At 35.2% G+C, this 26,581-nt stretch carries 30 protein-coding genes; 10 read left to right on the top strand and 20 right to left on the bottom strand.

Annotation, left to right across the window (positions count from 1 at the left end; all coding sequences use genetic code 11):
- Positions 1 to 22 precede the first annotated feature (22 nt).
- Positions 23 to 1,129, bottom strand: coding sequence for a mannose-1-phosphate guanylyltransferase (locus Spiro2_RS08080; protein ID WP_338635204.1), 1,107 nt, complete (start codon positions 1,127 to 1,129; stop codon positions 23 to 25).
- Positions 1,130 to 1,304: 175 nt separating this feature from the next.
- Here Spiro2_RS08080 and Spiro2_RS08075 point away from each other — a divergent pair, with 175 nt between their 5' ends.
- Complete coding sequence (locus Spiro2_RS08075; protein ID WP_338635203.1) at positions 1,305 to 2,513, top strand: phosphoglycerate kinase; 1,209 nt, start codon at positions 1,305 to 1,307, stop codon at positions 2,511 to 2,513.
- Between the two features lie 56 nt (positions 2,514 to 2,569).
- Entirely contained in the window at positions 2,570 to 3,370 is an 801-nt protein-coding gene (gene tpiA / locus Spiro2_RS08070; protein WP_338635202.1) for a triose-phosphate isomerase, read from the top strand.
- Between the two features lie 94 nt (positions 3,371 to 3,464).
- Here the strand turns inward: tpiA and Spiro2_RS08065 are convergent, their stop codons facing one another.
- Positions 3,465 to 4,229 (bottom strand): FKBP-type peptidyl-prolyl cis-trans isomerase, encoded by a 765-nt coding sequence (locus Spiro2_RS08065; protein ID WP_338635201.1) that lies wholly within the window; start codon positions 4,227 to 4,229, stop codon positions 3,465 to 3,467.
- Between the two features lie 153 nt (positions 4,230 to 4,382).
- Here Spiro2_RS08065 and Spiro2_RS08060 point away from each other — a divergent pair, with 153 nt between their 5' ends.
- Positions 4,383 to 5,405: an adenylyltransferase/cytidyltransferase family protein gene (locus tag Spiro2_RS08060; RefSeq protein ID WP_338635200.1), complete on the top strand. Its 1,023-nt coding sequence runs from the start codon at positions 4,383 to 4,385 to the stop codon at positions 5,403 to 5,405.
- Here the strand turns inward: Spiro2_RS08060 and Spiro2_RS08055 are convergent.
- From Spiro2_RS08055 to Spiro2_RS08030, 6 genes are all read right to left on the bottom strand, one after another.
- Complete coding sequence (locus tag Spiro2_RS08055; RefSeq protein ID WP_338635199.1) at positions 5,400 to 6,242, bottom strand: hypothetical protein; 843 nt, start codon at positions 6,240 to 6,242, stop codon at positions 5,400 to 5,402. The genes Spiro2_RS08060 and Spiro2_RS08055 overlap by 6 nt on opposite strands.
- A complete protein-coding gene (locus Spiro2_RS08050; RefSeq protein WP_338635198.1) occupies positions 6,239 to 7,099 on the bottom strand; it encodes a DUF692 domain-containing protein in 861 nt (286 codons plus the stop codon). Before Spiro2_RS08050 ends, Spiro2_RS08055 begins: the two co-directional genes overlap by 4 nt.
- 5 nt (positions 7,100 to 7,104) lie before the next feature.
- Positions 7,105 to 7,458, bottom strand: a complete 354-nt coding sequence (locus Spiro2_RS08045) for a hypothetical protein (RefSeq protein ID WP_338635197.1) — start codon at positions 7,456 to 7,458, stop codon at positions 7,105 to 7,107.
- A 12-nt stretch (positions 7,459 to 7,470) separates the two neighbouring features.
- Complete coding sequence (locus Spiro2_RS08040) at positions 7,471 to 7,827, bottom strand: hypothetical protein (RefSeq protein ID WP_338635196.1); 357 nt, start codon at positions 7,825 to 7,827, stop codon at positions 7,471 to 7,473.
- Between the two features lie 53 nt (positions 7,828 to 7,880).
- A complete protein-coding gene (locus Spiro2_RS08035) occupies positions 7,881 to 8,510 on the bottom strand; it encodes a YceI family protein (RefSeq protein ID WP_338635195.1) in 630 nt (209 codons plus the stop codon).
- Positions 8,511 to 8,597: 87 nt separating this feature from the next.
- The gene (locus Spiro2_RS08030) at positions 8,598 to 9,536 is read right to left on the bottom strand and encodes a hypothetical protein (protein WP_338635194.1); all 939 of its coding nucleotides are present in this window, start codon (positions 9,534 to 9,536) and stop codon (positions 8,598 to 8,600) included.
- Between the two features lie 93 nt (positions 9,537 to 9,629).
- Between Spiro2_RS08030 and Spiro2_RS08025 the strand changes: the two genes are divergently transcribed.
- Positions 9,630 to 9,890, top strand: a complete 261-nt coding sequence (locus Spiro2_RS08025) for a hypothetical protein (protein WP_338635193.1) — start codon at positions 9,630 to 9,632, stop codon at positions 9,888 to 9,890.
- Here the strand turns inward: Spiro2_RS08025 and Spiro2_RS08020 are convergent.
- The 8 genes from Spiro2_RS08020 to Spiro2_RS07985 all read right to left on the bottom strand — a co-directional run bounded on the left by Spiro2_RS08020 (position 9,887) and on the right by Spiro2_RS07985 (position 19,086).
- Positions 9,887 to 12,091, bottom strand: a complete 2,205-nt coding sequence (locus tag Spiro2_RS08020) for a hypothetical protein (RefSeq protein WP_338635192.1) — start codon at positions 12,089 to 12,091, stop codon at positions 9,887 to 9,889. The two genes, Spiro2_RS08025 and Spiro2_RS08020, sit on opposite strands and share 4 nt — an antisense overlap.
- Before the next feature lie 15 nt (positions 12,092 to 12,106).
- A complete protein-coding gene (locus tag Spiro2_RS08015) occupies positions 12,107 to 13,189 on the bottom strand; it encodes an aspartate-semialdehyde dehydrogenase (protein WP_338635191.1) in 1,083 nt (360 codons plus the stop codon).
- Positions 13,190 to 13,212: 23 nt separating this feature from the next.
- Positions 13,213 to 14,115, bottom strand: coding sequence for a CDP-diacylglycerol--serine O-phosphatidyltransferase (gene pssA, locus Spiro2_RS08010; protein WP_338635190.1), 903 nt, complete (start codon positions 14,113 to 14,115; stop codon positions 13,213 to 13,215).
- 1 nt (position 14,116) lies between these two features.
- Positions 14,117 to 14,293, bottom strand: coding sequence for a hypothetical protein (locus tag Spiro2_RS08005; protein WP_338635189.1), 177 nt, complete (start codon positions 14,291 to 14,293; stop codon positions 14,117 to 14,119).
- Complete coding sequence (gene iscB / locus Spiro2_RS08000) at positions 14,280 to 15,566, bottom strand: RNA-guided endonuclease IscB (protein WP_338635188.1); 1,287 nt, start codon at positions 15,564 to 15,566, stop codon at positions 14,280 to 14,282. The genes Spiro2_RS08005 and iscB overlap by 14 nt, the downstream gene beginning before the upstream one ends.
- 248 nt (positions 15,567 to 15,814) lie before the next feature.
- Positions 15,815 to 16,483: a hypothetical protein gene (locus Spiro2_RS07995; protein ID WP_338635187.1), complete on the bottom strand. Its 669-nt coding sequence runs from the start codon at positions 16,481 to 16,483 to the stop codon at positions 15,815 to 15,817.
- 11 nt (positions 16,484 to 16,494) lie between these two features.
- On the bottom strand, positions 16,495 to 18,285 hold the full coding sequence (locus Spiro2_RS07990; RefSeq protein ID WP_338635186.1) for a site-2 protease family protein: 1,791 nt from the start codon (positions 18,283 to 18,285) through the stop codon (positions 16,495 to 16,497).
- Between the two features lie 18 nt (positions 18,286 to 18,303).
- Positions 18,304 to 19,086, bottom strand: coding sequence for an isoprenyl transferase (locus Spiro2_RS07985; protein ID WP_338635185.1), 783 nt, complete (start codon positions 19,084 to 19,086; stop codon positions 18,304 to 18,306).
- Between the two features lie 236 nt (positions 19,087 to 19,322).
- Between Spiro2_RS07985 and hisS the strand changes: the two genes are divergently transcribed.
- The gene (gene hisS / locus Spiro2_RS07980) at positions 19,323 to 20,663 is read left to right on the top strand and encodes a histidine--tRNA ligase (protein ID WP_338635184.1); all 1,341 of its coding nucleotides are present in this window, start codon (positions 19,323 to 19,325) and stop codon (positions 20,661 to 20,663) included.
- A 139-nt stretch (positions 20,664 to 20,802) separates the two neighbouring features.
- Here hisS and Spiro2_RS07975 read toward each other — a convergent pair whose 3' ends face one another.
- The 4 genes from Spiro2_RS07975 to Spiro2_RS07960 form a co-directional block, all read right to left on the bottom strand.
- Complete coding sequence (locus tag Spiro2_RS07975; RefSeq protein WP_338635183.1) at positions 20,803 to 20,994, bottom strand: hypothetical protein; 192 nt, start codon at positions 20,992 to 20,994, stop codon at positions 20,803 to 20,805.
- 324 nt (positions 20,995 to 21,318) lie between these two features.
- Positions 21,319 to 21,786 carry a Dps family protein gene (locus Spiro2_RS07970; RefSeq protein ID WP_338635182.1) on the bottom strand — a complete coding sequence of 156 codons (468 nt, stop codon included), beginning with the start codon at positions 21,784 to 21,786 and terminating at the stop codon, positions 21,319 to 21,321.
- A gap of 96 nt (positions 21,787 to 21,882) precedes the next feature.
- Positions 21,883 to 23,151: a diphosphate--fructose-6-phosphate 1-phosphotransferase gene (locus Spiro2_RS07965; RefSeq protein WP_338635181.1), complete on the bottom strand. Its 1,269-nt coding sequence runs from the start codon at positions 23,149 to 23,151 to the stop codon at positions 21,883 to 21,885.
- A gap of 95 nt (positions 23,152 to 23,246) precedes the next feature.
- Positions 23,247 to 24,506 carry an adenylosuccinate synthase gene (locus Spiro2_RS07960; protein ID WP_338635180.1) on the bottom strand — a complete coding sequence of 420 codons (1,260 nt, stop codon included), beginning with the start codon at positions 24,504 to 24,506 and terminating at the stop codon, positions 23,247 to 23,249.
- Between the two features lie 162 nt (positions 24,507 to 24,668).
- Here Spiro2_RS07960 and Spiro2_RS07955 point away from each other — a divergent pair, with 162 nt between their 5' ends.
- From Spiro2_RS07955 to Spiro2_RS07935, 5 genes are all read left to right on the top strand, one after another.
- A complete protein-coding gene (locus Spiro2_RS07955) occupies positions 24,669 to 24,845 on the top strand; it encodes a hypothetical protein (protein ID WP_338635179.1) in 177 nt (58 codons plus the stop codon).
- A gap of 7 nt (positions 24,846 to 24,852) precedes the next feature.
- Positions 24,853 to 25,281, top strand: coding sequence for a hypothetical protein (locus Spiro2_RS07950; protein WP_338635178.1), 429 nt, complete (start codon positions 24,853 to 24,855; stop codon positions 25,279 to 25,281).
- Positions 25,282 to 25,349: 68 nt separating this feature from the next.
- Positions 25,350 to 25,622 (top strand): hypothetical protein, encoded by a 273-nt coding sequence (locus Spiro2_RS07945; protein WP_338635177.1) that lies wholly within the window; start codon positions 25,350 to 25,352, stop codon positions 25,620 to 25,622.
- Positions 25,606 to 25,773 (top strand): hypothetical protein, encoded by a 168-nt coding sequence (locus Spiro2_RS07940; protein WP_338635176.1) that lies wholly within the window; start codon positions 25,606 to 25,608, stop codon positions 25,771 to 25,773. The genes Spiro2_RS07945 and Spiro2_RS07940 overlap by 17 nt, the downstream gene beginning before the upstream one ends.
- 14 nt (positions 25,774 to 25,787) lie before the next feature.
- On the top strand, positions 25,788 to 26,573 hold the full coding sequence (locus Spiro2_RS07935; RefSeq protein ID WP_338635175.1) for a hypothetical protein: 786 nt from the start codon (positions 25,788 to 25,790) through the stop codon (positions 26,571 to 26,573).
- Positions 26,574 to 26,581: the final 8 nt, after the last annotated feature.

Genomic DNA, 26,581 nt, shown 5'->3' with positions numbered 1-26,581 from the left:
GATCTCCAAAATTCACAATTATTTAAAGTAGATTTTTATTTTTTAATTCTAGGTGTTGAACAACCTTTTTAACGTCTTCGCTTCGAGATAACGGCATTACTAAAATTGCGTCATGGGTTGCAACCACTGCGACATTGTCCATGCCAATAACCGAAACAAAAGGACCTGTTGTATGAATTAAACTATTTTTAGTTTCATGGGTGTAAACATCGCCCGTTACTTTGTTGCCAGCGTTATCTTGTTCAAAACATTCTCGCACAGCAGACCAAGAACCAATGTCGTTCCAATCAAAATGCGCTGGAATACACGCAACGTGACTTGTTTGTTCGAGAAAGGCAACATCAATGGGTATTTTGTCTATTAAAGCATAAACATCTTTTGCATTGGTTGGTGTCATAGATTCAATTGCATTTGCAATTTCTGGTTGTAGATGAGAAAACGCATTCCAAAATGTTTTTGTTTTCCAAACAAAGATGCCTGCATTCCATAAATATTTTTGTGTGCGCAAAAACTGTTCAGCAGCGGCTAAATTGGGTTTTTCTCGAAAGCTTCTCACGCTATAGCCTGCGGCATTAACTTCGTTCAGCTTTTGTGGAGAAATAATATTTCCCGAGCTATCGAGAGGAAGACCCTTTTCAATGTAGCCAAAACCCGTTGCCGGATGTGTTGGCTGAATTCCTACAGTCACAAAAAAGTTATTTTTTGCAAGTTGTATGGCATCTAATATTGTTTGTTCAAAAGATCGAACATTTTGAATGGAGTGGTCGGAGGAAATAATCACCATAATAGAATTGGGATTTTCTTTTAGTAATTCCCAGGCGCCTAAGGCAATTGCAGGTGCCGTATTGCGAGGCTCTGGCTCAATAATAAAACGAGATACTTGATTTTGAACTTGTTTATGACACAGTTTTTCTTGCACTTGAGTAGTGATAAGCCAACGATTTTCTTGAATTGTAATATTTTTAATGCGATCGACCGTTAATTGCAGAAGACTTTTTTGGTTATTGCCAAGTGCTAAAAATTGTTTTGGAAATGTTTTGCGCGATAAAGGCCAGAGCCGTGTTCCTGAGCCACCGCTTAAAATTAAAGAATAAACATTTGGATCTTTTTGAAAGAGTTCTTGTTTCAATTTAAAAGCCTCCCAAAGCATGCTGTTTTCAGCAGTTTCGCTTTAACATTCATGGTGTACTCGAGTGTTTTCGCATAGTGCAGCTTAATTCACAACTGTTTGACAAATTGCATGAACAGTTCTTTACTTTCTGTGGTTTTATGAGCTTGAGTTTTACTGAAGAGGATGTTCACATATGCAAAATCGCATTCGTGTTTTAGAAGATTTAAAGTTTGCAACAGAGAGTCAGCCAGTTGTTTTTTTGCGTCTTGATTTCAATGTACCATTAAAAAACGGAAAAATTACTGACGAAACGCGAATCTTGGCAGCCATACCAACGATAAAATGGTTACTAGAAAAAAATATTAAAATTATAGCATGTTCACATTTGGGTCGCCCCAAAGGTGCAGGCTTTGAACAAGAATTTTCTCTCGCTCCTATTGGGGCGCGAATGGCAGAACTATTAAATATTGAAGTAATTTTTTGCCAAGACTATTTGGAAGATGGTTTTAAAAAAATTGTTTATGACATGAAACCTAGTCAAATGATTCTTCTTGAAAATTTGCGTTTTTATAAAGAAGAACAAGCAGGAAATCTTTCGTTTGCGAATAAATTAGCAGAGTTTGCAAACTTTTATGTCAATGATGCATTTGGCACAAGTCATAGGGCAGATGCTTCGATGTTTGCTGTTCCAGAATGTTTTCCTGCAGACCGCAGGGCCGCGGGATTTTTAGTGACAAAAGAAATTCAGTTTCTTGAAGATGCTTTTCGTGCTCCGAAACCGCCTGTGACCGCAATTTTTGGTGGCGCTAAAGTTTCAGATAAGATTGAAATTTTAAGAAAATTTACCACGATTGCAAATAATATGATTATTGGTGGAGCTATGGCTTACACTTTTTTAAAATTTAAAGGGAGAAATGTTGGAAATTCTCGGGTTGAATTGGACAAATTGCCATTAGTGGCAGAAATTTTTAAAGCGGCTGAACAAAGAAATGTAAAAATTTATTTGCCAGAAGATCATATTTGTGCCACAGAGTTTTCAGAAAATTCCAAACCAGTTGTCATTAATACTGCTGATATTCCTGATGGATTAATGGGGTTAGATATTGGTTCACGCAGTGCACAAAATTTTGCCGAAGTGATAAAAAATAGCAAAGTCGTTGTGTGGAATGGTCCAATGGGTGTGTTTGAAATGGATGCATTTGCAAATGGCACAAAAGAAGTGGCAAAAGCGCTCAGCGAATGTGTTGGTACCACAATTGTTGGTGGCGGAGATTCTGCTGCGGCAATTACCAAATTCAAATTAGCAGACAAAGTCACACATGTTTCGACGGGTGGTGGTGCCAGTATGGAATTATTAGAAGGTAAAGAGTTACCTGGAATTCGTGTCTTAAGAGTTAAGTAACTGCTTGGTTGGTTTGTAAATTTTAAAAATATTTATTTTAAATTTTAGAGGTCTGCATGTCTTTGGTAAGAGAAAAAATAATTATTGGCAATTGGAAAATGTTTAAAACGCCATCATCAGCAAGCACTGATTTTTTGCAGTTAGCAAATTTATTGTCTTCTCAGAAGTTAAAGCTTGAAGTGGGAATTGCAGCTCCGCATCTTTTTTTAGCAGATTTAGCATCAAAAACGCAAAATTCTGTGACGTTATTCGCACAAAACGCGCATTGGGCAAAAGATGGTGCATTTACTGGAGAAGTGTCCGCGGAAATGCTTAATAGCGTTGGTGTTGCAGGGAGTTTAATTGGCCACAGTGAGCGCAGACAAATGTTTGGAGAAACCAATCATACGGCAGGTTTGCGTGTTGGAGCTTTGCTTCGCTCGGGTTTAAAAGCGGTGCTGTGTATTGGTGAAACGCTACAAGAAAGAGAAAGTGGGCAACTGCAAAATATTCTTGAAAAGCAATTAACAGAGGCTTTTGCGGCTGCGTCAATTGCAGATGCATCTGAGTTACTTGGTCGCAGTCACAATTTGCAACCATTGTTTTCAATTGCCTATGAGCCTGTTTGGGCTATAGGAACAGGAAAGGCCGCGACCTCGATTGAGGCGCAAGAGGCTCATGCAATCATTCGAAATGTGATGGCTAAAATTTTTAATAGCAGTACAGCTGAGAAAATTAGAATTCTTTATGGTGGTAGTGTCAAATTGAGCAATGTTCAAGAATTTATAAACTGTAAAGATATCGATGGTGCGTTGGTTGGTGGAGCAAGCTTAAATTCACAAGAATTTTTTGAACTGTGTGTGAAAAGCTGCCAGTGATTTTAAAAAATTGCTTTTGCAAGTAAAAAGCGAAATGGGACAGTTTTGTGCTGTCCCATTTCGCTTTTTTTAATTTGCTAATCAAAAAGAAAACTTATTTTTTTTCAGTTTCTTTTTCAGCAGTTTTTGCTGGAGCAGGTTTTGCAATAGAAACCAAATTCACTTTAAACACTAAAGTAGAATTAGGGCCAATTGCTGGAGAAGGTGATTGCGCGCCATATGCAAGGCCTGCTGGGATATAAAGCATCCAAGTGGATCCTTCTGGCATTAATTGCAATGCTTCAGTCCAACCTTTAATCACGCCATTTACTGGAAAAGAGATTGGTTGTCCGCGTTGGTAGGAGCTATCAAAAACTTTACCGTTAATTAAAGTTCCTTCGTAATTGACAGTGACTGTATCTGTTGCTTTTGGTTTAACACCTTTGCCTTCTGTCAAGACTTTATATTGTAGACCGCTTGCTAAAGTAACAACACCTTTTTCAGACTTGTTTTTGCTTAAATAAGCTTCGCCATCTTTTAAATTTTTGTCACCGCGAACTTTTTGCTGATCAGAAATGTACTTTTGCATAAAAGCTTGTGCGTCTTGTTGACTGATTTCTGATTCTTTGCCATTTAATCCTTCTTCGAGCGCTTTCAAAAGTATCGTTTTGTTTACTTTGAATTCGTTATTTTTAATACTTGAAGAAATATCGTGGCCAATTATGTAACTTACTTTGTCTTCGTCGCTTTTAAAGTTCATTGAACCCTTCTTGCTGGTAGATGCTGGAGAACTAGGGGTTGCGCTTGCAGAAAGAGTAAGCATTGGAGAACATACCAAGGCTGCAATGAGTGCCCATTTCTTTGTTGAAGCAGAATTCATAACAGAGTTCCTTCTAGTGATTAGAAATATAGCATTCGTTGACAAAACGAATGATTGCTTAACTGTATTACTGTTATATATAAGTGTCAAGCGTTAGTAACAAAGAATTTGTACTCTAAATGACTACGTTTGTTCCTAATAAGGAAGAACTAAATGGGTAAGAAAAAAAGTTATACTTTTTCAACCGCAGTGTTTATTGGTCGTTTTCAACCATTTCATAAAGGACATTTGCATTCAGTCTGTTTTGCATTAGAGCATGCAGCCAAACTTATTATTGTGATCGGTGGGCATCGTTTGGCACCTTCTGTGCGTGGACCTTGGAGTTCAGAGCAACGTATTGACATGATTCTTTCTTGTTTAACTCCCGCACAAAAAAAGAGAGTTCGTTTTGTGACTGTAAGAGATAGACTTTATTCAGAAGACCTGTGGGTTTCGAATGTAATTGGAGAAGTGTCAAAAATTGCCGGAGATTCTTCGATAGCGTTGGTGGGTCATGAAAAAGACGCTTCTTCTTATTACTTGCGTTCTTTTCCTAATTGGGTTTTTTTAGAAACAGGAAACTATAAAGGCATTAATTCTACAGATTTTAGAAATTCATTTTTTTTAACTTCAGTCGATCGTGTCGATTATTCAAATATCTTTTTTAAGGTTGCAAATGCATTAAAAAAATATCGAAAAACTTCAGATTTTAAAGAACTACAAAAAAAATACAAATATGTTGAGTCTGCAATTCGCTTTCCTAAAAAAACCTTCACTCCTGATATTGTGTGCAATTCATTGTTACTAACTTCTCGATATATTTTATTAGTTAAAAATCAAGACATTTTAAGTAAAAATCTCTATTCATTACCAGAATGCGAACTTGATAAGCATGATAATGCTGAAAATTGTAGTTTAAAAAACTTAGCACAAAATACAAAATTTGATATTTTATCCGTTAATTTAAAAAAATACATTAAAAAATCTCACACTTTTCAATATGCAGAAAGATTTCCTGTAAAGTCTCAACAAGCTGTTGTAATTTTTTATAAATTAGATTTTGATGTGTTGCCTAAAGTATCTTCTAATAAAAAAATGTCTTCTGTTGAATGGGTTTTATTAGATGATTTATTCTTAATTGAAGATAAATTTTATGCAGATCATTTTCAGATTATTCAATATTTTTTAGGTTTATAATTGTTTTTTTATAAATGCTTTTTTTTCTGAAAGCAAAGAGATCCATTTTGAAAATTTTTCATAGTTAAAATTGGTTTCTTCAATATCTGTGTGCTCTATTGCATCTAATAAATTTTTTCCTAAAGTAAGTTGCTCGCCAATTGGTGCAAACTCTTTTGGTACTAATATGCATTCTAAGTTAAATGGCGAACTTTTATAGATGAATATATTTTCAGGACGGTCAGAAATTGAATTGAGTTTATCAAGTCGATATTCTTCAATGGTATTTTCTAAAGAGTTGAATTTTTTTTCGTCTAAAAACTCTTGTATTTCTTTTGCACAACAATACATTTGATAAATAGGCCACTTGGATTTTAAAAACTGAATTTCAGGTTGTAAGTATATATTTTCTGCATTTATTTGTGAGTGATGAAATTCTATATCACTGTCTGGATTTTTTGCGCCTAATACATTGTTAATTTCTAAACAAAGTTTAATAAAATCTGGAACAAAAGGGCAGTAGCTGATATTTTCTTGTTTTTCTAAAAAGGAAGGAAATTTTTTTACAGATTCAGTCATCTCTAAAGGTGACGGATTTTCATAAAAATAATCAATCAAAAATCCTTTAATAAAATCAGAACCAAATAAACACGACGCCAGATCAAAGATAGTTTCTGAAAATACATTTGAAATTCTTGCATAAAAAGAATTTCTATATGCTTGAATTCGATGAACTGTTTTGGCATTGAATGCATGAATTTCTTGACGAACTAAAAACTGTTCTAGAGAAATATTAGGATTTGAATACACCAATTCTAAAAAGAAATTTTGATTATTTTTTAAATTTAAATCATTCATCTGAAATTATTTCCATAATTGATCTCAAAAATAAGGTCTTCAAATTTAACATCAGCATCATCTCTTTCTATAATAACTGGTTTTTTACCAATATTTATGAGAGCCCAATGCATAAGATCCCAAACCTCTTTGCAAGCAAATTTATCATGTGTATCAAATAAATAATCTTCAATTTGAGAATGTCCTGCAATATGATATTGGTTAACATAATGAGGGTTAACTTTTTTTATTTCATGCCATGGATCATAACCGTGGTTAAATGCTGAAACAAAAATATTATTAATATCAAGTAATATTCCGCATCCTGTTCTTTTGCAAAGTTCGTTTAAAAATTCGATTTCTGTATAAGAATTTTCTTGATAAGATACATAAGAAGAAATATTTTCTAATGTTAACTGTCTTTTTAAAATATCTTGCACAATATTTATTTTTTTGCTTACCAAATTTAATGTTTCGTTAGTAAAAGGAATTGGCAGTAAGTCAAAACTATTATGGGATGGAGAAGCAGAAAAACAAAGATGATCAGAAATAACTGGAGGATTAATAAAGTTACAAAAGTCTTTTAGTGCATAACAATAATCTCTATCTAAATCATAGGCGCTTGCTATGTTTAAGCCCACGCCATGCACAACAATTGTGGTACGTTCTTTGATGCGCGCTAAATGGTATAAAGCAGGTTCACCTTTTAAAAACATATAGTTGTCTGCAATGATTTCTAAAACAGGAAGAGTTTCTGTGGCATGCCAATGTTCGTAATGGCAAGCTCTCAGTCCAGCGCCAAAAATTCCGTGTGGTAAATTAATTTGTTGATTTAAATTATTACAACTTAACAGAGGAGAGGGGGATAATTGCGTCACAAACTTTAGCCTTTATCGACAGTTTTTTTGCCAGATTTATCTTGAATAATCAGAAAACCACCTTCAATTTTGTGGCATGACCCGCGAGCGACATAAACCCAAGCCAGGTAACCATTTTTCCCAGAGCCTAAAACATTTCCGGCACATTCAAAAGTGGTACTTTTTTTATATTTATTTTTAAACGCCGCATTGGCTGCTGCAATGTCATCGTTTTCAATACCACATCCATTTTCACCTTTTTTTTGAATCCCAAAACATTTTTCAACTTCTTGAGTTACTGTTTGTGGTGTATCGCTTCCATTTGCTGCTACAGATAAACCGCTCACTGCAGCAGCTAAAATAAGCGGCTTTTTATTCATTTTTTACTCCTGTTATAATTTTTCAATCTTTCCTTTTTTATCCATCAAAAAGCCACCAAGTTTTTTACATTCGTCCTTTGATTTGACTTTTGTCCAATTTAAAAAACCACCCTTTCCGCCGCATTCAGCTTGTGCGCCGCATTTATGGGTGCTGGCTTTGCTAAATTTATCGCCAAATTCTTTTTTTGCTGCAGCCACTTGCGCTTCGTTGACAGTGCATTGTGCTTTGTCTTTAGCCGAAGACTTTGCTCCACAGCTATTAACCCCCCAGCAATGAACCTCGCTAGAAAACGCTGATGGTGCTACAGATAAAAGGCCTGCAGTTAATCCTACAACAGCTGCGTGTTTAACTTTATTTTTGTTTTCCATAATTCTTTTCTCCTTGTATTAAAAAAATAACTAACGTTCATTTTAAAGAGTTTTTAACCTATGCCTTCGCAAACGAGTGTAATGGTAACAACATCGCCAACAACTGGACCTGCTTCAACGATATTCTGAAAACTCATACCAAAATCTTTTCTATTGATTTCTGCCACGGCTTTAAAAGCCTGTATTGTTTTATCTTTAGATTTAATTTGACCTTTATATTTTACTTTAAAAGTGATTGGCTTGGTAACACCCCGGATTGTGAGATCACCCATTAAATCAAAAGAATCACTACTCGTTTTTTTTGCAGATTTTGATTTAAAAGTCATTTTAGGAAATTTTTTTGTATCAAAAAAGTCAGGGCTTTTTAAATGATTGTCGCGTTTTTGAACGGCGGTGTCTATAGAGTTTGTTTCAACAGAAGCGTCCAATTGAGATTGTGAAAAATCGTCAGGATTAAATTTAAAATTTCCTTCAAATTTTTTAAACTCACCATTAACAGTACTGATTACAAGATGTGCGACTTCAAAAGTTACTTTAGAGTGAAGTGGATCGACCTTGTAACTTTGCGCACTTTGTGCCAATGCAATCATTTTACTGTCATTAATTTCGGTATTAAATGAAAATGCTGGAAACATAATAAAAGAACTTAGTAAAAATAGACTATAAAAACTTTGTTTTATCATTGTTACCTCCTAGTGATTTAATCACACCTAGAATAATACAATTAAACTATAAAAAAAAGAAGTCAAATTTTTTTAAAATTAATATTTTTAATTGAGTTCAACAGAATTTTTTGCATGATCAAGAAAAACGATGAGTCCTGGGTATTTTTCTTTTGCTTTTAAGGCCCAATAAAGTTGTTTTCTTGGTTGTTCATGCCTCATGAGAATATGTAGTAATAATTCTTCATCTGCAGAAATCGACTTTTTTTCTTTTTGAATTTTTTTTAATTCAAAATATGCTAAATTTCTAATTTTTTTGTCGTAGTCTTCGTGTTTTCGTCTAAATGCATTTAAATCATCGACCTCTGCTGTTTCTTCGCGATATTTGTTTAAATAATGAAACCATGCCCCAGCAAGCATTGATAGAGATGGAATTTCTTTTGAAAAAAAGTTAATTAATGAAATAATTTGATCTATCGGATGATTTTCTAACAATAATTTTGCAAAATCTGTTTCTTTTTCTAAGTCAATATTATTTTTTTGATTCTGCGTAAATATTTTAATAATTTTATTTAATTTTTCATCGTGAATACCTTCGTGTTTAGTTTTTTTCTTATTAGGAAAAAGCAATGCTTCGTGGCTAGATAAAGTTACTTTAATGGGTTTGGGTTTTTCGTTTAAATTTTTTTGAGGAATAATTGAATGTAAATTTTTTGCATCCCCTAAAACTCTTTTGTTACGTTCTGGTGAGCTGCGTAAATTTTTCCATTTTTCTGGATCAAGATTCATTTTTAAAACAAGTGTTTTACCGTGTTTTTTAGTAATGCTAAGAATATTGTTTTCTGATAATTCATCAATAGCAAATTTGACTTGTTTTTCTGAAACCCCAAGCAGTACAGAGAGTTCTCCTGTACTGGAGACAATTTCATCAATCCCTGCAACAAGGCAGTTTAAAACATATAAAACAAGCGAATAACTGCAAGAACTTAATCGCGCAACGGCAAGAACTTTAAATCCGCCGCGTTCTCCAAAATTACGTAAATTCACATTCACTCTCCATAAAGAAGATTTGCATCAGTTAAATTGTATCGCAATTTATCCGAAAGGTAACTTAAATTTCAATTTTATAAGGTAAGCATCATGATTGTACGATTTTTAACTATTGCAGATATCCCTGAATTGCGCCCAGATCCAATTCAAACCGACAAAAATAATCCAGAACTTGAGGTTTTTATTCCTGTTGACGTTTTTTGGAAAATTCAAGAGGTTTTAAAAGACATGCGATTTGCCAGAGCGACTGATCACTCAATCGATAAGCATTGGCGTGATTTCAACAAACTCATCTACCCCTGTCTTGTTTTTGAGAAAGATAGAATTTGGTTTCGCCGTAACGTAGGCTAATTTAACAAAAAAACAAAACCTGTTTGAATTGATGTGCCTGCAACGGATAGGGCTGGAGAGGGGTTGATTGAATAAGATGCTGAAAGTCGAAACGAAATATCTTGAATGAGCTCTCCAATCTCTTGAGGATAGATAGAAAAAAGCGGAACAAGGTTTAAATCTAAATATCCCCCAAATTCATAAATTGGACTAAAATTTGTGATTCCTAACGTTGTGCTCGTGTCTTCGCTTGTTGATGCTTCTTCGCGAAAACGTGAAATTCCGGCTGCAAAAAATACTCCTGGCTGCAAATAAGACCAACATGGATTGCGAAAACGTAAACCTGTTACTGCTTTAGCCTGTAGCGAATAAAATAATTGAGTGTATTTTTGTTCTGAATTTAGGACGCTTGCTGTTTTATCTGTGCTATTAAAGATATATGATCCTAAAATACCTACAGAGAAACCTAAATTTCCATGCCAAAATAGATATTGGCCTCCAATATCAAAATGTTTTGTGAGTGAGTTAGAAAAATATTTATCGATTAATTGTTTATCTGTGCTGGGAAAAAGCACTCCGCCAGTTAATAAAAATTCGTATTGCGGTTGTTTATTAAAATTTTGTTGATAAAAATTATTTTCTTGCGCATGAGCTTCTGATATTAAAATTTTTTGGAATTTTTTAAGTAACAATTTCATTTTATTTTTAGTGTAATGAAATAATTTTGAAGTATTATAAATTAATTTTCCAGAGTATTTTAATGTTACGTTAAAAAATGGTTTTAATTTTGGATGGTTATTGAGCCACTGTGCCATTTTAGGACCATAATTGTAATAATAAGGTGTGATACCTAGTGGTGTTAAAATTTCGTCTCTAATTATACGCCAATAAAAAACGGCATCACTATTGGGATTGCCAGATGCGGCAGTCACAAAAAAACAATCCGTTTGTGTTTTGGGTAAAGTAGGATTTTTTTCTTCGCTTGCAAGCGGTAATGAGACTCCCGTAATATAGCTAATATTTGAATGTGCTAAACTGTACTTAGGTGTGCTGGCATTATTTAATGCCCAAACAGTAATTCCATATATTTCGCCATTGTTAATATTTGCTTTGCTCCAGGAACTTCTTGAGCTTGGAATATAAACTACATTGTAACATCCAGAAGGAGATCCATTGCTATCACTCGGTAGTTGTGAGGGGGAGCTATAAAGGGGGGTGTAAGGGATGGCCGCTCTGTCTGCTGTAAGAGCTGAGGTCATTGCAGAAGCCGTAGAATCTAGAGGGAGACTTGTATTAATTGCTGTATCCGCACACCCAAGGGCACTTGAAGTGCCTCCTGTTTTTTGGCTTGGAGCGTAGTTAGAATACAAGCATGTTGTGGGTGTTGTGGGCACTGTATTAAAAATTTCGGGATTCATTGCAAACTGCCAACCGCCAGAATTTGACCTACAACCTGTGGGATTGCCATTGGCATCTGTATCACGCCAATACACAAGAACATATCCTGATAACGAGTTGAGGTTACTGACTTTAGTAAGTTGTATGCTGTCTGTATTTTTTGTCACAGCAGTAAAATTTGTGGGTGGTGAAATGTTTACAACAAAGGCGCTGTCTTTTGCAAGCACAGAAATAGATGGCGCAGAAATCATCGTTCCCGTATCAAAATCCCATTTAAAAGAAAGACTTGTATTTGAGTATTTGGTGTTTGTTTTTGCATTTTCAACATACACTGGGGTTAATGTAAGAGAACTGCTACTTAAAAAACTTGAAGTCAGTTTATAGTTGTTTCTAGAAAATTTTAATGTTAAAACAACTGTTCCTGCGCAATAATTATTAAAGCATTTTATGTCAGAATTATCGACATCAACGTCCACTTTTGAATCTGAATCGTTGGATGGGGTATTGCCCTTAGAAAATGTGGGATCGTTTTGGCTTGTTCCAACAATAATTCCCCACTTTGTCGCGTCATAAGTAAAACTGGTTTCAGAAGAGGTATCAAGAGTCACAGAGTATGTTATCTGTAATTGATCGATAGAAAGTTGATTTGATGGAACCTTAAAAACTGGTGTGGCACTGCCGGGCTCATAAATAAGAATACGAGTTGGCCTACAAACGGCATCAGAAACGTTTGTTGTATTACAAGAAGTTATGCTGATCGCAATTGCATTTACGTTAAATAAAAAAACTGCTAAACAAGAAATCAAGAAAAAAAAATATTTCATTTAAAAATCCGTATCTTATTTGTTGATGAGTGACGCCAATGTTCCATTGAGTGCGCATTCTTCAATCATTTGAATTGCATTGAGTGCGGCGCCTTTGCGCAGATTATCACACACGATCCAAAGAGAGACGCCATTTTCAAAACATTCGACCTGACGTATACGACTTACAAACACGTGATCTTTTCCGTGTGCTTCGCGAGGGGTGACAAATTCTCCAAATTCTTCAAACTCTTCATCTTTAGAGGATAATGCGTCAATAATGCACAATCCCGAAATTTGGGAGAGAGCTGCTTTGATCTCTTGAATTGAAACTTTGTTTGCAAATTCTAGAGTGACCGCCTCTCCATGCCCGACAAACGTTGGCACACGCACACTTGTTGCTGCAATTGGAAATAGGTTGTTATTGAGTATTTTTCTTGTTTCAGCCACAATTTTTGCTTCTTCATCTGTAGAGCCATCTTCAAGAATTGCTGCCACAAAGGGCATGACATTAAATGCAATTGATTTTGGAAATATTTCTGATTTGCTGCACGCAAGATCATGGCTTGAAAAAAAGTTTTTTGTCTCTTCGGTGAGAACTTCCATTGCAGGTCTTCCTGCTCCCGAGACACTTTGATAGGTTGACACAATTGCCCGTTGAAGTTTGAATTTTTGATAAAGTGGTTTTAACACCATCACTAATGGAATTGTACAACAATTTGGGCTTGCAATCACAGGAAAATTGAGCATATTTTCTTTAGAGAGAAGCTCGCCATTAATTTCAGGAACCACTAAAGGAACTTGCGTGTGGTTGCGAAATGCTGAAGACTTGTCAATACAAAGAATTCCTTTTTCTGCAAGTTTAGGAATAAATTCTAAAGCAATTTTGCTATCAGTCGCAAAAAGGAGCACATGGCATGTTGCTAATGATTCAAAATTAACATCTTCAATTTGAATTTTTTTATTATTAAAATTAATAATTTTTCCAACAGATGCGCGAGATGCAAACAATTTTAAATTTTTTACACGAAATCCTGTAAATGAATCCGTTAATATATCAATTGCAGTTTGTCCAACAACACCTGTCGCACCAACAATCCCAATAGTAAGTTCGAGCATAAATAAGCCTCAATCAAAAAAAATTATTCAGAATGTTGTCCGACTTCAAACAATTCTTCTTCTTCTGCTGCTTTGTCTTTTTTAGTAAACAGCCAAAGAATAGGACCATGAATGGAATATATGACTAAAAGGAGTGCCAAGGAAACAACAAACTGCAAAATAAAAAATATGGCACATATAATTAAAACAGTAGCTAAAAAACGGAATGGTCTTTTTCGGGGTAAATGAATAGATTTATGACTCAAATATTCAAAAGTAGAGATCATTCCTAGTGCAAGTAAAAAGGTAATGACTAACAATGTATAATTACGAACTTCTGGGAGTGTTAGGGTATTTGCCAAATACACTTCCCAAGAACTGTGTGTTTCTAATGTCCACGATAAGAGTTCATTTTGTGCCATAATAAAAACTGCGAGTGGCGCAGCGGCCATTGGAATTGGGATTCCTGTAAAGCTACCGTTTGTCTTACCCATTGCGCTTTGCACATTAAAACGTGCGAGTCGTAACGCTCCACATGCGGCATAAATAAAAGCGACGCAAAATCCCAAGCGAAAAAAATCGTTTAACGCATAATTGTAAATCACAACTGCAGGAGCGATGCCAAAAGACACCAGATCACAAAGTGAATCGAGTTGCACGCCAAATGAGCTTTGCGTATGAGTAAGCCGCGCAACGCTGCCATCGAGTCCATCACAGATCCCTGCAACAAGAATCGCATAGGCTGCAAACACAAATTCTTTGATATCACCACTCATTCTGCCATCAATAGAGTATTTAATTGCTAAAAGTCCAAAAAAAAGCGAAGATGCTGTAATAAGATTTGGTAATAAATAAATACTAGACTTAACTTTTTTTCGTCTTTCAATAAAGTTCACATTTTGGATAGGTTCATTTTGAATTACTTCGTTATGGATATCAGGTTTCATCCTACACCTCGAATTGGAGAGCTCTTCCTTTAGGAAGAGGAGGAAAATGAGCTAAAAGAGCCAATTTTCTGTTAGGAAATGCAGGCGTAAATTGTGAATTTGCAAGCAGACAAAGGAGTCGCTTGCGTGCGACGCTTGGTTGCATTGCGAATGAATTTGTAACTTTAAATTGTAGCATAGTTGTACCCATCTTTTACATGTAATTTTTTACAAAACTTATGTGAAATTCCTTGAATTGTTTGTTTTTTTGTTGTGATATTAAACGAGCCACTTGAACGCACAGCAACTTTTCCAATGTAGGAACCAGCTTTTTTTCCTGCTGTGACTTTTGCAGTAACAATATCTCCTGTCTGAAAACCAAAAACATATTTAGATGCAGAGGGCTTTGATCGAGGAAAACCATGTTTGTTTACAAGGCACATTTGTCTATCGCCATGCCCAGTTGCTGTAATGAGTTTTGCCTTAAGTTTTTTAGGAATCACAACATTTTCTCCACTTTCTCCAACACACGCAGCATCAATCCAATGATCTTTTTTGTAACCTTGCTGAATGCGATTGTACTTTGTGCGACCACCAGACCAAAATGTTGTTGGAAGTCCAATGGATTTAACGACATTCCCTATTGCATATCGGGTTGCATTGACCACAGCGGCATCTTTAAGAGGTTTTTGCAAATGAGTCTTAATTTTCTTTAAAAGTTCAGGCTTTGTTTTTAAAAAATCTTTAATATCTTTGTTTGCTTTTTTTTGATTGCATTTTTCGCATGCTAAACACAAATTAGAAACCCTGTTTGAGCCACCTTTGGAGCGTGGGGTGATGTGTTCTATCTGCAACGGAATATTTTCTTTTTCACAATAAGTGCATTTTCTATTCCATTTTTCAAGCAAATACTCACGCACTTCGTAGCCTAGAAGTTCTCCTTGTTGATATTCTGCACCTGAAATTTCAGGACTCTCCATTTTTTGCATATCAAAACGAACTGTTTCTACAGCGCACAAAGAAATTGGAGAAAATTTTGACAGACGATTGATCCATGTTTGTACGTTATAAACCCTTGACATAAGTGAAGGAGGAAGCCAACCCTTGAAACGAGATCTATTATCAAATCTTGGTGCACGATATCTTGTATGTCTATTTCTACGTCCTCGACGAACGCCGCGCCTTTTTTCGAGGTTAGATTTGATCGTTTGACCACGATGCTGAAGGTTAATTGCAGTCACTACTTTTTTCTCTGATTTGCCATTTAAAACAAGAGTAATTCCAGTTGTTTTACTACCTGGATCAGCCTTAAATTCTAATGGTTGAGTTTCTCCGTCTGCGCGATCTTTTAAAATAATCGTGAAAGGATATATTCTAAAAACTGCAGCTTTTTTATGTTCCAAAAGCAAGCGAGCACGCTTAGGAGTGCATGGCATCAGTGGCTTTTTTGTGCTGGAAAGTACCAGTGGCATTTGATCTCCTATTTGCTCTTACGAGCCTGATTAAAGTTTGCCTCGACCTTGTTACTCGTGGGTTTTTGTGAGCATCCTTCAGCGTTACACCTCACGCTTGCATGAACACTCACCGCAGAGTTTGGGACTGGCACGCATCCCAAAGTGCCTATTTCTGCTAACTTATGTTAGCCATTCCACAAGAACGTCTCCTCCAATTTCTTGGAGGGGTCTGGTCAACCGCTTTTAGAGATTTCTCTCCTCAAGCCTCAGGCTTTAGTCGGAGGTGTGGTTGACAATCCCATTTCCTCTTTTAATTTTACGACAGGACCCGGCTCTTTTCCGTATTCAGGAATGAGAGATTCTACAAAATTGCGTTTTTCACTGTGAGCTTTCTGTAAGCAAATCAGCAAATCAAAAAAAGTGACATTCCCAGAAGACTCGTCATCTTCAGAAAATTCATCGAGTTGCTCAATGCATATGTTTTTGCAATTTTGACTTTCACAGATTGATAATAGCTCTGGGGTTAATAAAGTTGCAACAGGTAAAAGATGTGTTGTGTTATTTGCAATTTTCATTCCGTTAATAAAAGCACAACCTAGTCTGAGTCCTGTAAACGAGCCTGGACCAATTCCTATAACAATTGTTTTAATTTGATGAGGAGTTAAATTTGCTAATTCTAGCGTTTTTGTATACAATAAATATAAGTTTTCTGCTGTTTTTCCTATTGCTCGCGTAAAAATAAGTCCATCAAATTTTAGATACTCAACATTTTCTGTTTGAATTTTATTTTGTAAATTGCTTAACAAAATAGAGAAAATATTTTTTTCTGAAATTAAAAAATTAGACAGATTTTTAGTGTCTGAACAGAGAAACATGGCAGCACCTCTGCGGTGGGTAAGCAAAAGTAACAGAGGTTGTTGACATTGAAGAAGCACGAAGTATTTCCTTAATAAAAACGAATCAATCGTAAAAGGTCATTATAAAAAACAATAATAAATAAAAAAATTATGAAAATCACACCTATTCGTTGAATCGCAATTTGCACAGATTTTGGTAAGGGTTTGCCATACGCGGCTTCCACTCCATGAAGTAATAACATGCCTCCATCGAGCGCCGGCAAAGGTAGCAAGTTCATGAGGCCAATATTTGTGCTAATAAATGCCATTGTCAAAAGAAAAACAACAAGTCCGCCTTTTGCTGCATCCCCAGCAACTGAAGCAATCGCAATAGGGCCACCTAAGTTTGATAATGGAATTGAACCCGTAAAAAGCATTTTAATTGCATTGTAGGTTAACAAAATTTGCTGTTGTACGGCGTTAAAACCTATTTGCAAAGCATCTCGAATAGAATTTGCTTTAGATAAATGAACAGGCATGACTGCCATATATGATTTAAATTGCAGAGGAAAATCTAAAAAAACATGCTCTCTGTTTAAATGATCAAAACCTATTCGTAGCGGAATTTCGCAATTGATTGGTTTTAAAAATCCTTGTTCTGAGATGACGTTAATTTTTGAGTGTAATATTGCATTTTTGTTATTTGCTGAAAATGCTTTAGGAGCATCATCAAGCCAGTTGTATATTTGAAATGGCGATGTAATTTTACCTACACCTTCAATAGCGACAATGGTATCTCCTGATAAAAGTCCACATTTTTGCCAAGCATGAAATGCGGGTTCGCGTTTGTCATTGTGTTGCAAAGTGTCATAATTGCCAATTGTTTGATCTGCAGAGAGCAATGTGTCTTGCCAGCTTAATGATTTTTCTAGTTTTTGCTGCACAATTTTTTGCGCCCAGTTGTAAAAATTAGGTGTGTCAAAGTTAATTTGGATTTTTTTAGTTACGTTATTTGTTGTTAAATATTCAATGTTAACTGGAGTAATAGAAGTTGTTCTTGCATATATTTTTTTAGCAAGTTCATTTTGCGAATGGGTTTTGGTTATTGTTTCCATTGCATTGATAAATTGAAAAAGAAAATCAATTTTTATATTATTAACCGAAACTATTTTATCCCCAGTTTTTAGTCCCACTTCACTTAAAAAATTTTTTTTATCAATAAATAAATGCGAAGATGTAAAGGTTGCTGTTACGCCAATGCGTCCCGACGTTTGTTTATTGCCAAGAGGAGTTTCTATTTCTTGTTTTTGTGGTGTTAAAACTAAAGATTTTTCTTGATCATCTCTGACAATAGTGAAGTTTAACGATTTTTCTGGAGAATTGCTGACAATATTAGAAAAATCTTTCCAGTTTTTAATGTTTTTTTCATTAATTTTAATAACTTTATCGCCAGTTTTTAGACCCGATTGCTCTGCAATAGAGTTTGGCAACACAGAAACGACAGCGGGATTTTCTGGTATGCCGTAGAACGCCATGCCAACCATGATACATAAACTTAAAATAAAGTTTGCCAGTGGTCCTGCAAAAGCAACAATGGCTCTTTTGTAAAGTTTTGCATGAAGAATTGATTTTTCTTTTTTTTCAATTGGCACGTTGGTTTCTAGATCGGAGCCATAAAAACGAACATAGCCCCCTAACGGCAACCAATTGATGCGGTAGTCTGTATTGTTTTTGCGAATTGAAAATGCCTTTGGACCAAAGCCAATACTAAATTCTTCAATTTCTAAACCAAAGATTTTTCCTGCTAAAAAATGTCCAAGCTCATGAACAAATACAACAACACCAATTAAAATAATAAATGCAACAATTGTATTTGAAAAAACTGCTTGAAGAATGTCCATTGTTAATAAATGACCTCGTTATTTTGAAACTGTTTTAAAGTAGGCGCTGCTTGTGAGAATTTGATCTGAAGTCATGCCAAAACGGCGTTCGCGTAAGGCGAATTGTCGTAGAAGGTTTACAAATTTTTCTGAATCAAAATCTGGCCATAACACTTCACTAAAAAACATTTCAGCATAAGCGAGTTGCCATAAAAGAAAATTACTAACCCGGTACTCTCCACTTGTTCGAATAAACATGTCGAGGGTTGGAATGCCTGCTGTGTCGAGGTGCGCCTCAAAGATTTGTTCATCAATATCGTCAGTATAAATTAACCCATCATTTACTTTCTCGACAACTTTTTTTACTGCTCTCAGAATTTCGCCACGTGCGCCATAACTCAGCGCAATACAAAGATGCATTCCGGTATTATGAATTGTTTTGGCTTCTAAGTTTGTAATGAGCTCTATGATGTCTGTGGAGAGCTTTTTGCGATCGCCAATCACTCTAAATTGAATGTTGTTTTCAATAATAATTTTTTGCTCTTTGCGAATATACCATCTTAGCAATCCCATTATATTGCTGACTTCATCTTCGGGTCTACGCCAATTTTCTTCAGAAAATGCAAAAAGAGTTAGGGCTTTAATATTAAATTGGACGCATAGTTCGGTAATTTCTTTCACCTTCTCGACGCCTTTACGATGACCCGCCATGCGCGGTAAATGGCGTTTTGTTGCCCATCTGCCATTGCCGTCCATAATAATGCCAACATGATTTGGTAGTAAGGTTGGGTTAATGCCCCATTTTTCACAAAAATTATTCATTGAAATAAACCTGTATTAATAATGAACGCGTCATAAATAAGTCGAAAAAATTAAAAGCCTTTTACTGATTGATATTCTCCCAGCAACATGAATGCAATTTGGCACAAGTAATCTCTTTAGATCAAGCTTTCGTGTTCTAAGATTTGCAATTGACATCATAAACCCAAAACATTAACCTCTTGTATTTCAAGAAACAGCTTGAAAATTCCCTTAGTTTATTTAGGAATTGACTTCTTATGGCACAAAATCTCCTCAAAAACAAAAAAACAATTTTAAGCACACAAGGATATAGAGGTACAAGGGATTTTTATCCTGAAGCACAGCGTATCAAGAATTTTGTCAATTCTAAAATACATCAATTATTAAAGTCCTATGGTTACGAGGAATATAGTGGGCCATTTGTTGAACATTTAGAATTGTATGCAGCAAAGTCTAGTGAAGAAATTGTGAAAGATCAACTGTATTCATTTCAAGATAAAGGAGAGAGGAAATTAGCGATCCGTCCTGAAATGACGCCCACCTTAGCAAGAATGATTGCATCCAAACAAAAAGAACTTTTAAAACCAATTCGTTGGTATAGCATTCCAACGTGTATGCGTTTTGAAAGACCACAGCGTGGGCGACTCCGTGAGTTTGATCAACTCAATGTTGATTTGTTTGGTGGCAATGCTCTTGATGAAGATGTTGAAATCATTATGACTGCCATTGATATATTGCGATCGTTAGGTGGGCAATATTCTGATTTTCAAGTTAAAATAAATCATAGGGGTATTATTAATCAATTTTTAGCTAATATTATTAAAATATCTCAAGACAATATTTCACCAATATTACGTTTGTTTGATAAAAAAGATAAATTATCAGAATCAGATTTTAATCAACAATGTCAAAATTTAAACTTAAATGATAAACAAATAAAATCTATTAACACTTTTTTACAAGCGTCTATTGATGAGGTCATTGATTTGTTAGGGCCTTACGCACAAAGCGCACAGGACTTAAAACAGAGGCTCGATATTTTAACAACACTGACATCGAGTGAGTGTATAAAGTTTGCTCCAGATATCATGCGAGGGTTTGATTACTATACTGGCATGGTTTTTGAGGTGTTTGACACTCACCCCGACAATCATCGCGCCCTGTTTGGTGGTGGACGTTATGATAATTTGGTGGGTGCATTTGGTGGCGATGAACTTCCTGGTGTTGGTTATGGCGTTGGAGACGTATCGTTAACAAATTTTATGGAAGTTCATGGATTGCTTCCTCGTTTATTTAAAGAAACTCATGTGTGTGTGTTGCGTTTTTCACAAACAGATCGCTTAATGGCGTTACAGCTTGCAAAACAATTGCGCGCACGCAACTTAAATGTAGAAACTCCTATTACTGAGAGCAAATTTGGCAAGCAAATTCAAAATGCCGAAAAATTAGGTGCGAAAGCCGTTGCATTTGTTGGGCAAGAAGAAATGGAGAAAAATGTATTTTCTGTTAAATGGCTGCATTCAGGGCAGCAAGAAACATTTACAAATAACGCAGAGGGTTATAGTAATTTTAAAGAAAAATTAATGTCTTTCATTTAAATTATCAAGCGTCGGCACGTTTGATAACTAAATTTTAAAAAACAGGAAAGTCGCCTTACTTCTGCGCCATGATTGTTAACAATATTTGTAAAGAAATTGGTTAGTGTTCTAAAAACTGTGTCAAGTACAAATTAAATTGTTATCCGCCATTTCCACCGTTTCCACCGTTTCCGCCATCTTCCCCATCTTTACCGTTTTCTCCATTAACTCCTTTGCTGTAAAAAATATTGCTTGTTTCGTCATCAATATCGAAATAATTATAATTTAAAGCATCTGATGATAATGGATAAATACTTAATAAAAAAACAAAAAATAATTTTTTGAAACTCATAAATAATATCCTTCTATAAGAAATTTTAAAATAAGCAATAAATAATCTTTAAATTTTAATTTATTGCATAATTTTTTTTAAATATAATAAAAAAAATTTGTAAAGTTAATAAAAAATCCATAACCAAAAAAATATTAATAAATATTTTAATTATTCTGAGTATATATGTTTTTTCTAAATAATAAAAAATTTCAGGTAAGCTATTAAAGCGAGGTTACTTTTATTTTTTTCGTATCAAATTAAGAGAAAATTTAATGGAAGGTGTAAAATAAGTTAGTAATCGTAAGTTTTACCTTGAGTGCAATTTTGATTCTCGCTGATTTGTTACTCCAAATGACTTCTTAACATCCATGCGGTTTTTTCGTGGTCTTCAAGTCTTGCAGTTAAAAAATCTTCTGTCCCACAATCTCCTGTGTTACCAATTGCATCTAACCACTTTCTCAAGTTGCAAATCACTTTTTCGTGATCTTGCACAAGCATTTTCAGCATTTCGGGTGCAGACGGAATTTCTTTGACTTCTTTCAAACAGGTGAGTTCTTTTAATTGCATTGTAGTCCCTGGCACATATTCGCCTAGAGAACGAATGCGTTCTGCAATGTTGTCAAGACTTAGAAACAATTCATTGTATTGTTCATCAAATAATTTGTGCAAAGGTTGAAAATACATTCCTGTTACGTTCCAGTGAAAATTATGAGTTTTAAGATAAAGATAATAAGAATCTGCTAGATAATGAGATAAAATTTCAACAATTTTTGTACTATTTTCTTGTGATATTCCAATATTAACTTTCATTTTTCTTCCTTTCTTTGCAAGAACAATAATAAGTTAACATAAAAAATATATTAAAACTAGAAACGGCTTTAGAGAAATATTTTTAATTATTTTTTGTTACTTGCTTGGGCGGACATAATCTAAAAGTATTTTTTTGATATATTGTGGTTTTAATGCATGAATTTCTGGAACTGAACCCGCTAATGGTAGTGCATAGTTAAAAAATTCTTCTGTTACTCCATTTTCATCTTTGTTAATCATTGAACGGGGCATGAGTTTTGTCTTTTGTGCAACGAGTTTTAAGTCACACAAAGATGTTTCACATTTGTAGGTTTGTCCTGGCATGCGAACAAGAGTGACCATTTTATCGGTTTCGCCCTGCATCATATAATGAACACCCATTGAACCTACTAAAAATGCCGAATCTTGATCGGTTTGAGAGGCCATTCCTGCAATAGAACGTTGTAAATATCCTAATGTATCGGCTCGACATCTCAGCTTGCCAAAAGAAGAATTGTACACAAGATTCTTTTTAATTAAATGTGCGAGATAATCACCAAGCTTGCCAGAGCTCGATAGCAATGCGTTGCCAAATTCATCCACTTCGCCCGCAAATTTTTCTTCCCCAAGCTGATCGGCAATGCCTTCGGCAACAACAATTGTCGCACGACCAATGCGATTATACGTTTTTTGCACATCATTTAAGAATTTTTTTTCATTAAATTCAACTTCAGGAAGATAAATCAGGTGAGGACCCACTTCGTCGTGATCTTCGATGTCAATGTGACCTTTTTTGGCTATGGCTGTGGCAGCGGCAATCCAGCCCGCATGACGCCCCATGACAACATTAATTTTTACACTATTAAAAAAACTGCGATTATCGAGATCATCGCCTGCGATAATGTGTGAAACAACTTTTGCAACACTGCCGTAGCCTGGGCAATGATCTGTGACCATGAGATCGTTATCGATGGTTTTGGGGAGATGCAATATGCGGATTGCATATTGCCGTCTGTTTGCTTCTTCGCGGATGAGTTGTGCAGCTTCGGCTGAATCATTGCCACCATTATAAAAAACAAATTTAATATTATGGGCGCTAAAAACTTCAAAAATGCGATCGAGATCGCTATTTCTCGGTTTGATTCGTGCAGAGCCAAGTGCAGCTCCTGGAGAATTTGCAATCAGCTTCCACGTGTTGCTCTCTTCGTGTGAGAGGTCAATCAGATTTTCATAAAGAACACCGTGTAAACCATGATAAGCGCCCAATACTTTAAGAATGACATTGGGATAATCACGGCTTGCATTCATAATTCCGGCAAGAGACTGATTGATAACGGCTGTAGGACCGCCTGATTGTATAACAAGGGCATTTCCTTGAAAGGGCATTCTTAAATTTCTCCAGAAAGTAAAGATAGCAAATGCATTTAATTGTAAATTTTACAATAAATGTAATAAGATATCAAGCAATCAAAACAATAGTTTTATAGCCAGATTCCTTCACTCCGTTCTGGTCCGGTAGAAAGATAAGCGCATTTTGTGTCAATGAAGTTTTCAATTTTTTGAACAAACTTGAGATAATCTTTATTGACTTTTTTGCCATCAGCAACGCTGTCCCATCCTTGCGCAAATTCGACTACTGGTTCGACATTGTCCCATGCGGTTTGCGTCATAGGATAACCCACCATTTCTTTGTGTGTGCGTTTGTCGCGATACGCGGTGATAATTCCAATGTGTTCAAGCCCCGATAACACGTCCGCTTTCATGACCGCGAGTCCTGTTAAACCATTTACCTTAGTGAGGTAGCGAAGCGCCACGAGATCAAGCCAACCGACAGAGCGTGGACGTCCAGTATTTGTACCAAACTCGTGTCCTCGGTTGCGCAATTCATCAGCAAAAGATCCAAATAGTTCTGCAGGGTAAGGGCCGTTTCCAACCCGGGTTGAATACGCTTTTATCACGCCAAGAATGGAGGTGATTTTCCATGGAGGAATGCCAAGTCCTCCTGCGCAGGATCCAGAAACAAGATTGCTTGAAGTCACAAAAGGATATGTTCCAAAACTGACATCGAGCATTGCTCCCTGAGCGCCTTCAAGCAATAAGCGACCACCTTGAGCCATACGATTGTTGGCAATCATCGCCAAGTCTTTCATGTAAGGTCTAAGCTGTTCGGCGGTTTCTAAAAATTCGTCTAAAAGTTTGCCATCAAGTCCCTCTGCAAGATGAGGTTGCGTTTTGAGCCAAGCTCTAAAGTTATCAGGATTTGCAATTTCTGCGATACGAGGTCCTTCTCTGTAGGCGCGGCTTGCGTAGGTAGGACCAATTCCTCTTCCTGTTGTTCCTATTTTGGTAGCGTTTTTAGAACGCTCTACTTCTCTTTTGAAATCAAGATTTTTATGGTAAGGAAGAATGACGCTTGCTCTGTAGTCAACATGCAGTCTTTCTGGTGAGATGTCGTAACCTTGTGCTTTTACTTTTTGTAATTCATCTCTCAGAACAAAAGGATCAACAACGACACCTGCACCAATACCGATTTCGCAATTTTCTCTTAGAATACCAGAGGGAAGAAGTTGAGTTACAATTTTTTCTCCATTGACCCAAATCGTATGACCAGCGTTGTTGCCTCCTTGAACACGGCAAACGAGATCTGCTTGTTCAGCAAGAACATCTACAAGTTTTCCTTTTCCTTCGTCTCCATATTGGACACCAAGGACGAGTGTTGCAGACCCATGTTGTAGTTTCATTCTTTTCTCCCAAATCTATGAAATTGCATCCCACTTATAAGAGGTGGTCTTTGCTTTTTAAAAATGAACAGAATTCTGTTCGCGCAACTCTCACATATTCAATTTTATTCTTCAAGATTTTCAGGTATGATTTGTGTAATAAAGATACATAGGAGAAGGTGTGTGCAGAACTCGTTGAATGATTTTAAGGCTGCTTTGTTTTCTGGAAATTTTCATCAAGCAGAAACTATTGGGTTATCCTATTTGCAGCAAAATGGTGATAAGGCAGAATGGTTAAATGAAATTGGGATATTATATCTTATGAAAGGTGATTTGCCCGAGGCCCATCCGGTTTTTTGATCGAGCTGTGAATGCTGATGCAAATTTTATCGAAGCACAGTTTAATGCAGCAATTATCTTAAGCGATTTAGGATTTTATGAAGAGGCATCTGGACGGTTCGCTGAGGCTTGTCAAAAAGAAGGAGCGTTGCTGGCGAAAAAGCATTTTGACATGGCGCTGTTTTATCTATCGGTAAGACAGATTGACGCAGCCGAGGAAGAGTTAAAAAAGGCAATCACTCAACATCAAGATATTGAGTATTTTATAGAACTTGCACGGCTTTATATCGATGTACAAAAATATGACGAATCTTTAAAGCAAATTGACCTTGCATTAGCAATAAATCCAGAAAATCTATTAGCGTTAAATTTCAAAAAACAGTGTTTACAATACCGCGAAAGTTATTTGGCAAATTTTCATACTTGTCATGAGCAGCAAATTAAGATAAATAACTAAATTTTTTTAAACTATATGATAAAAGAATATAGTTTAATTTTTGATTTATTTAAAATTTTGGAGAAAATATGAGGATCTTTTTTTATCTATCTTTTTTTATTGGTATTTTTAACTTTGCTTTTTCAAAAGAAATTTGTGTTAAAAATAAAGAAGGCATTTTTTGTGGAGATATAATTTCAAAAGATTCTACTAAATTAAAGCGAGAATGTATCACTTTTGAGGATAAGAAGATATGTGGCTTTGGTTGTGTAAAAAATACGTTTGGAGCTGATTGTAAACAAGACCCTGATGCAAAATGTATTCAAAATATACATGGAGTCATTTGTGGCCATAATTTGTGAAGAAAATTTTTTAATTTCAGCCTGTGCCTCCAAATCATATTTTAATTGTGTCAGATTTGCTGATAAAGCAAAATGTGGACTAAATTGCAGAATGAAATTTGGAGATGTTTTTTGTGATGAAGAAGATGTTAATGCAAAGTATTTAAAATAAAAAGGAATTTTTTTGTGAGTATTCTTAAAATTTTATTTTTAAATTTTTTGTTCTTCTTTTTTTTACAACCCATATTTTCTGCACAAAATATGCATGGATTTGATAAACCTAATTTTAAAAATAAATTTGTTGTTGGCAAAAGTAAGTATTCTAATGGAGAAATATTTAATAATTGCTATGTATATGCTAAAAATGTGTTAATAGAACAGAACGATGTTGGCTTAAAAGGTGAAGCGAAAATTTTTATAAAAGAATATTCAAAATTAAATAATATCAGTCAATTGTGTAAAACAAACTCTGGATTGATAAAGCATGTATTTCAATCAGAAGGGTATTATGATGGAAAAATTAATGATTTTTTGATTATTAAAGGTGCGGATAGTCATGGAGCGGCATATAAGTTTCAAATTTATAAAATTCTTAGTAAAGATGTGCGATTGATATTTGAACATATTCGCCATATTGATAAAGAGTTTCTATTTTTAAAAAAATCAAATCGTATTGTTTCTTTAAGGTATTGGGCAAAATTAAATAATGAAATTAATTGCTCATTATTTAATAAGAATAGCTTTCATGAATGCAAAAAAAAGTTACTTAAATTAAATAATATAAATAGCGAAACTGAATTAGATTTTAAAGAATGTCAAAGTTTATTTCATGATCGATCTGTTGATTCTAGCTTTTATAAGTTTGAAGAACGTGATATGCAGTTTTTTGTAAAAATGGAATTGCCTGATATTCAAAATCCAAAAAATTTTAAAATTATAGATCCAAAATTAAAATGCGAAATAGCTCCTTAAAAATTATT

Origin of the sequence: Spirobacillus cienkowskii (assembly GCF_037081835.1) — a bacterium.
GTDB lineage: Bacteria > Bdellovibrionota_B > Oligoflexia > Silvanigrellales > Silvanigrellaceae > Silvanigrella > Silvanigrella cienkowskii.
This window is presented reverse-complemented; position numbering and strand designations above follow the sequence as displayed.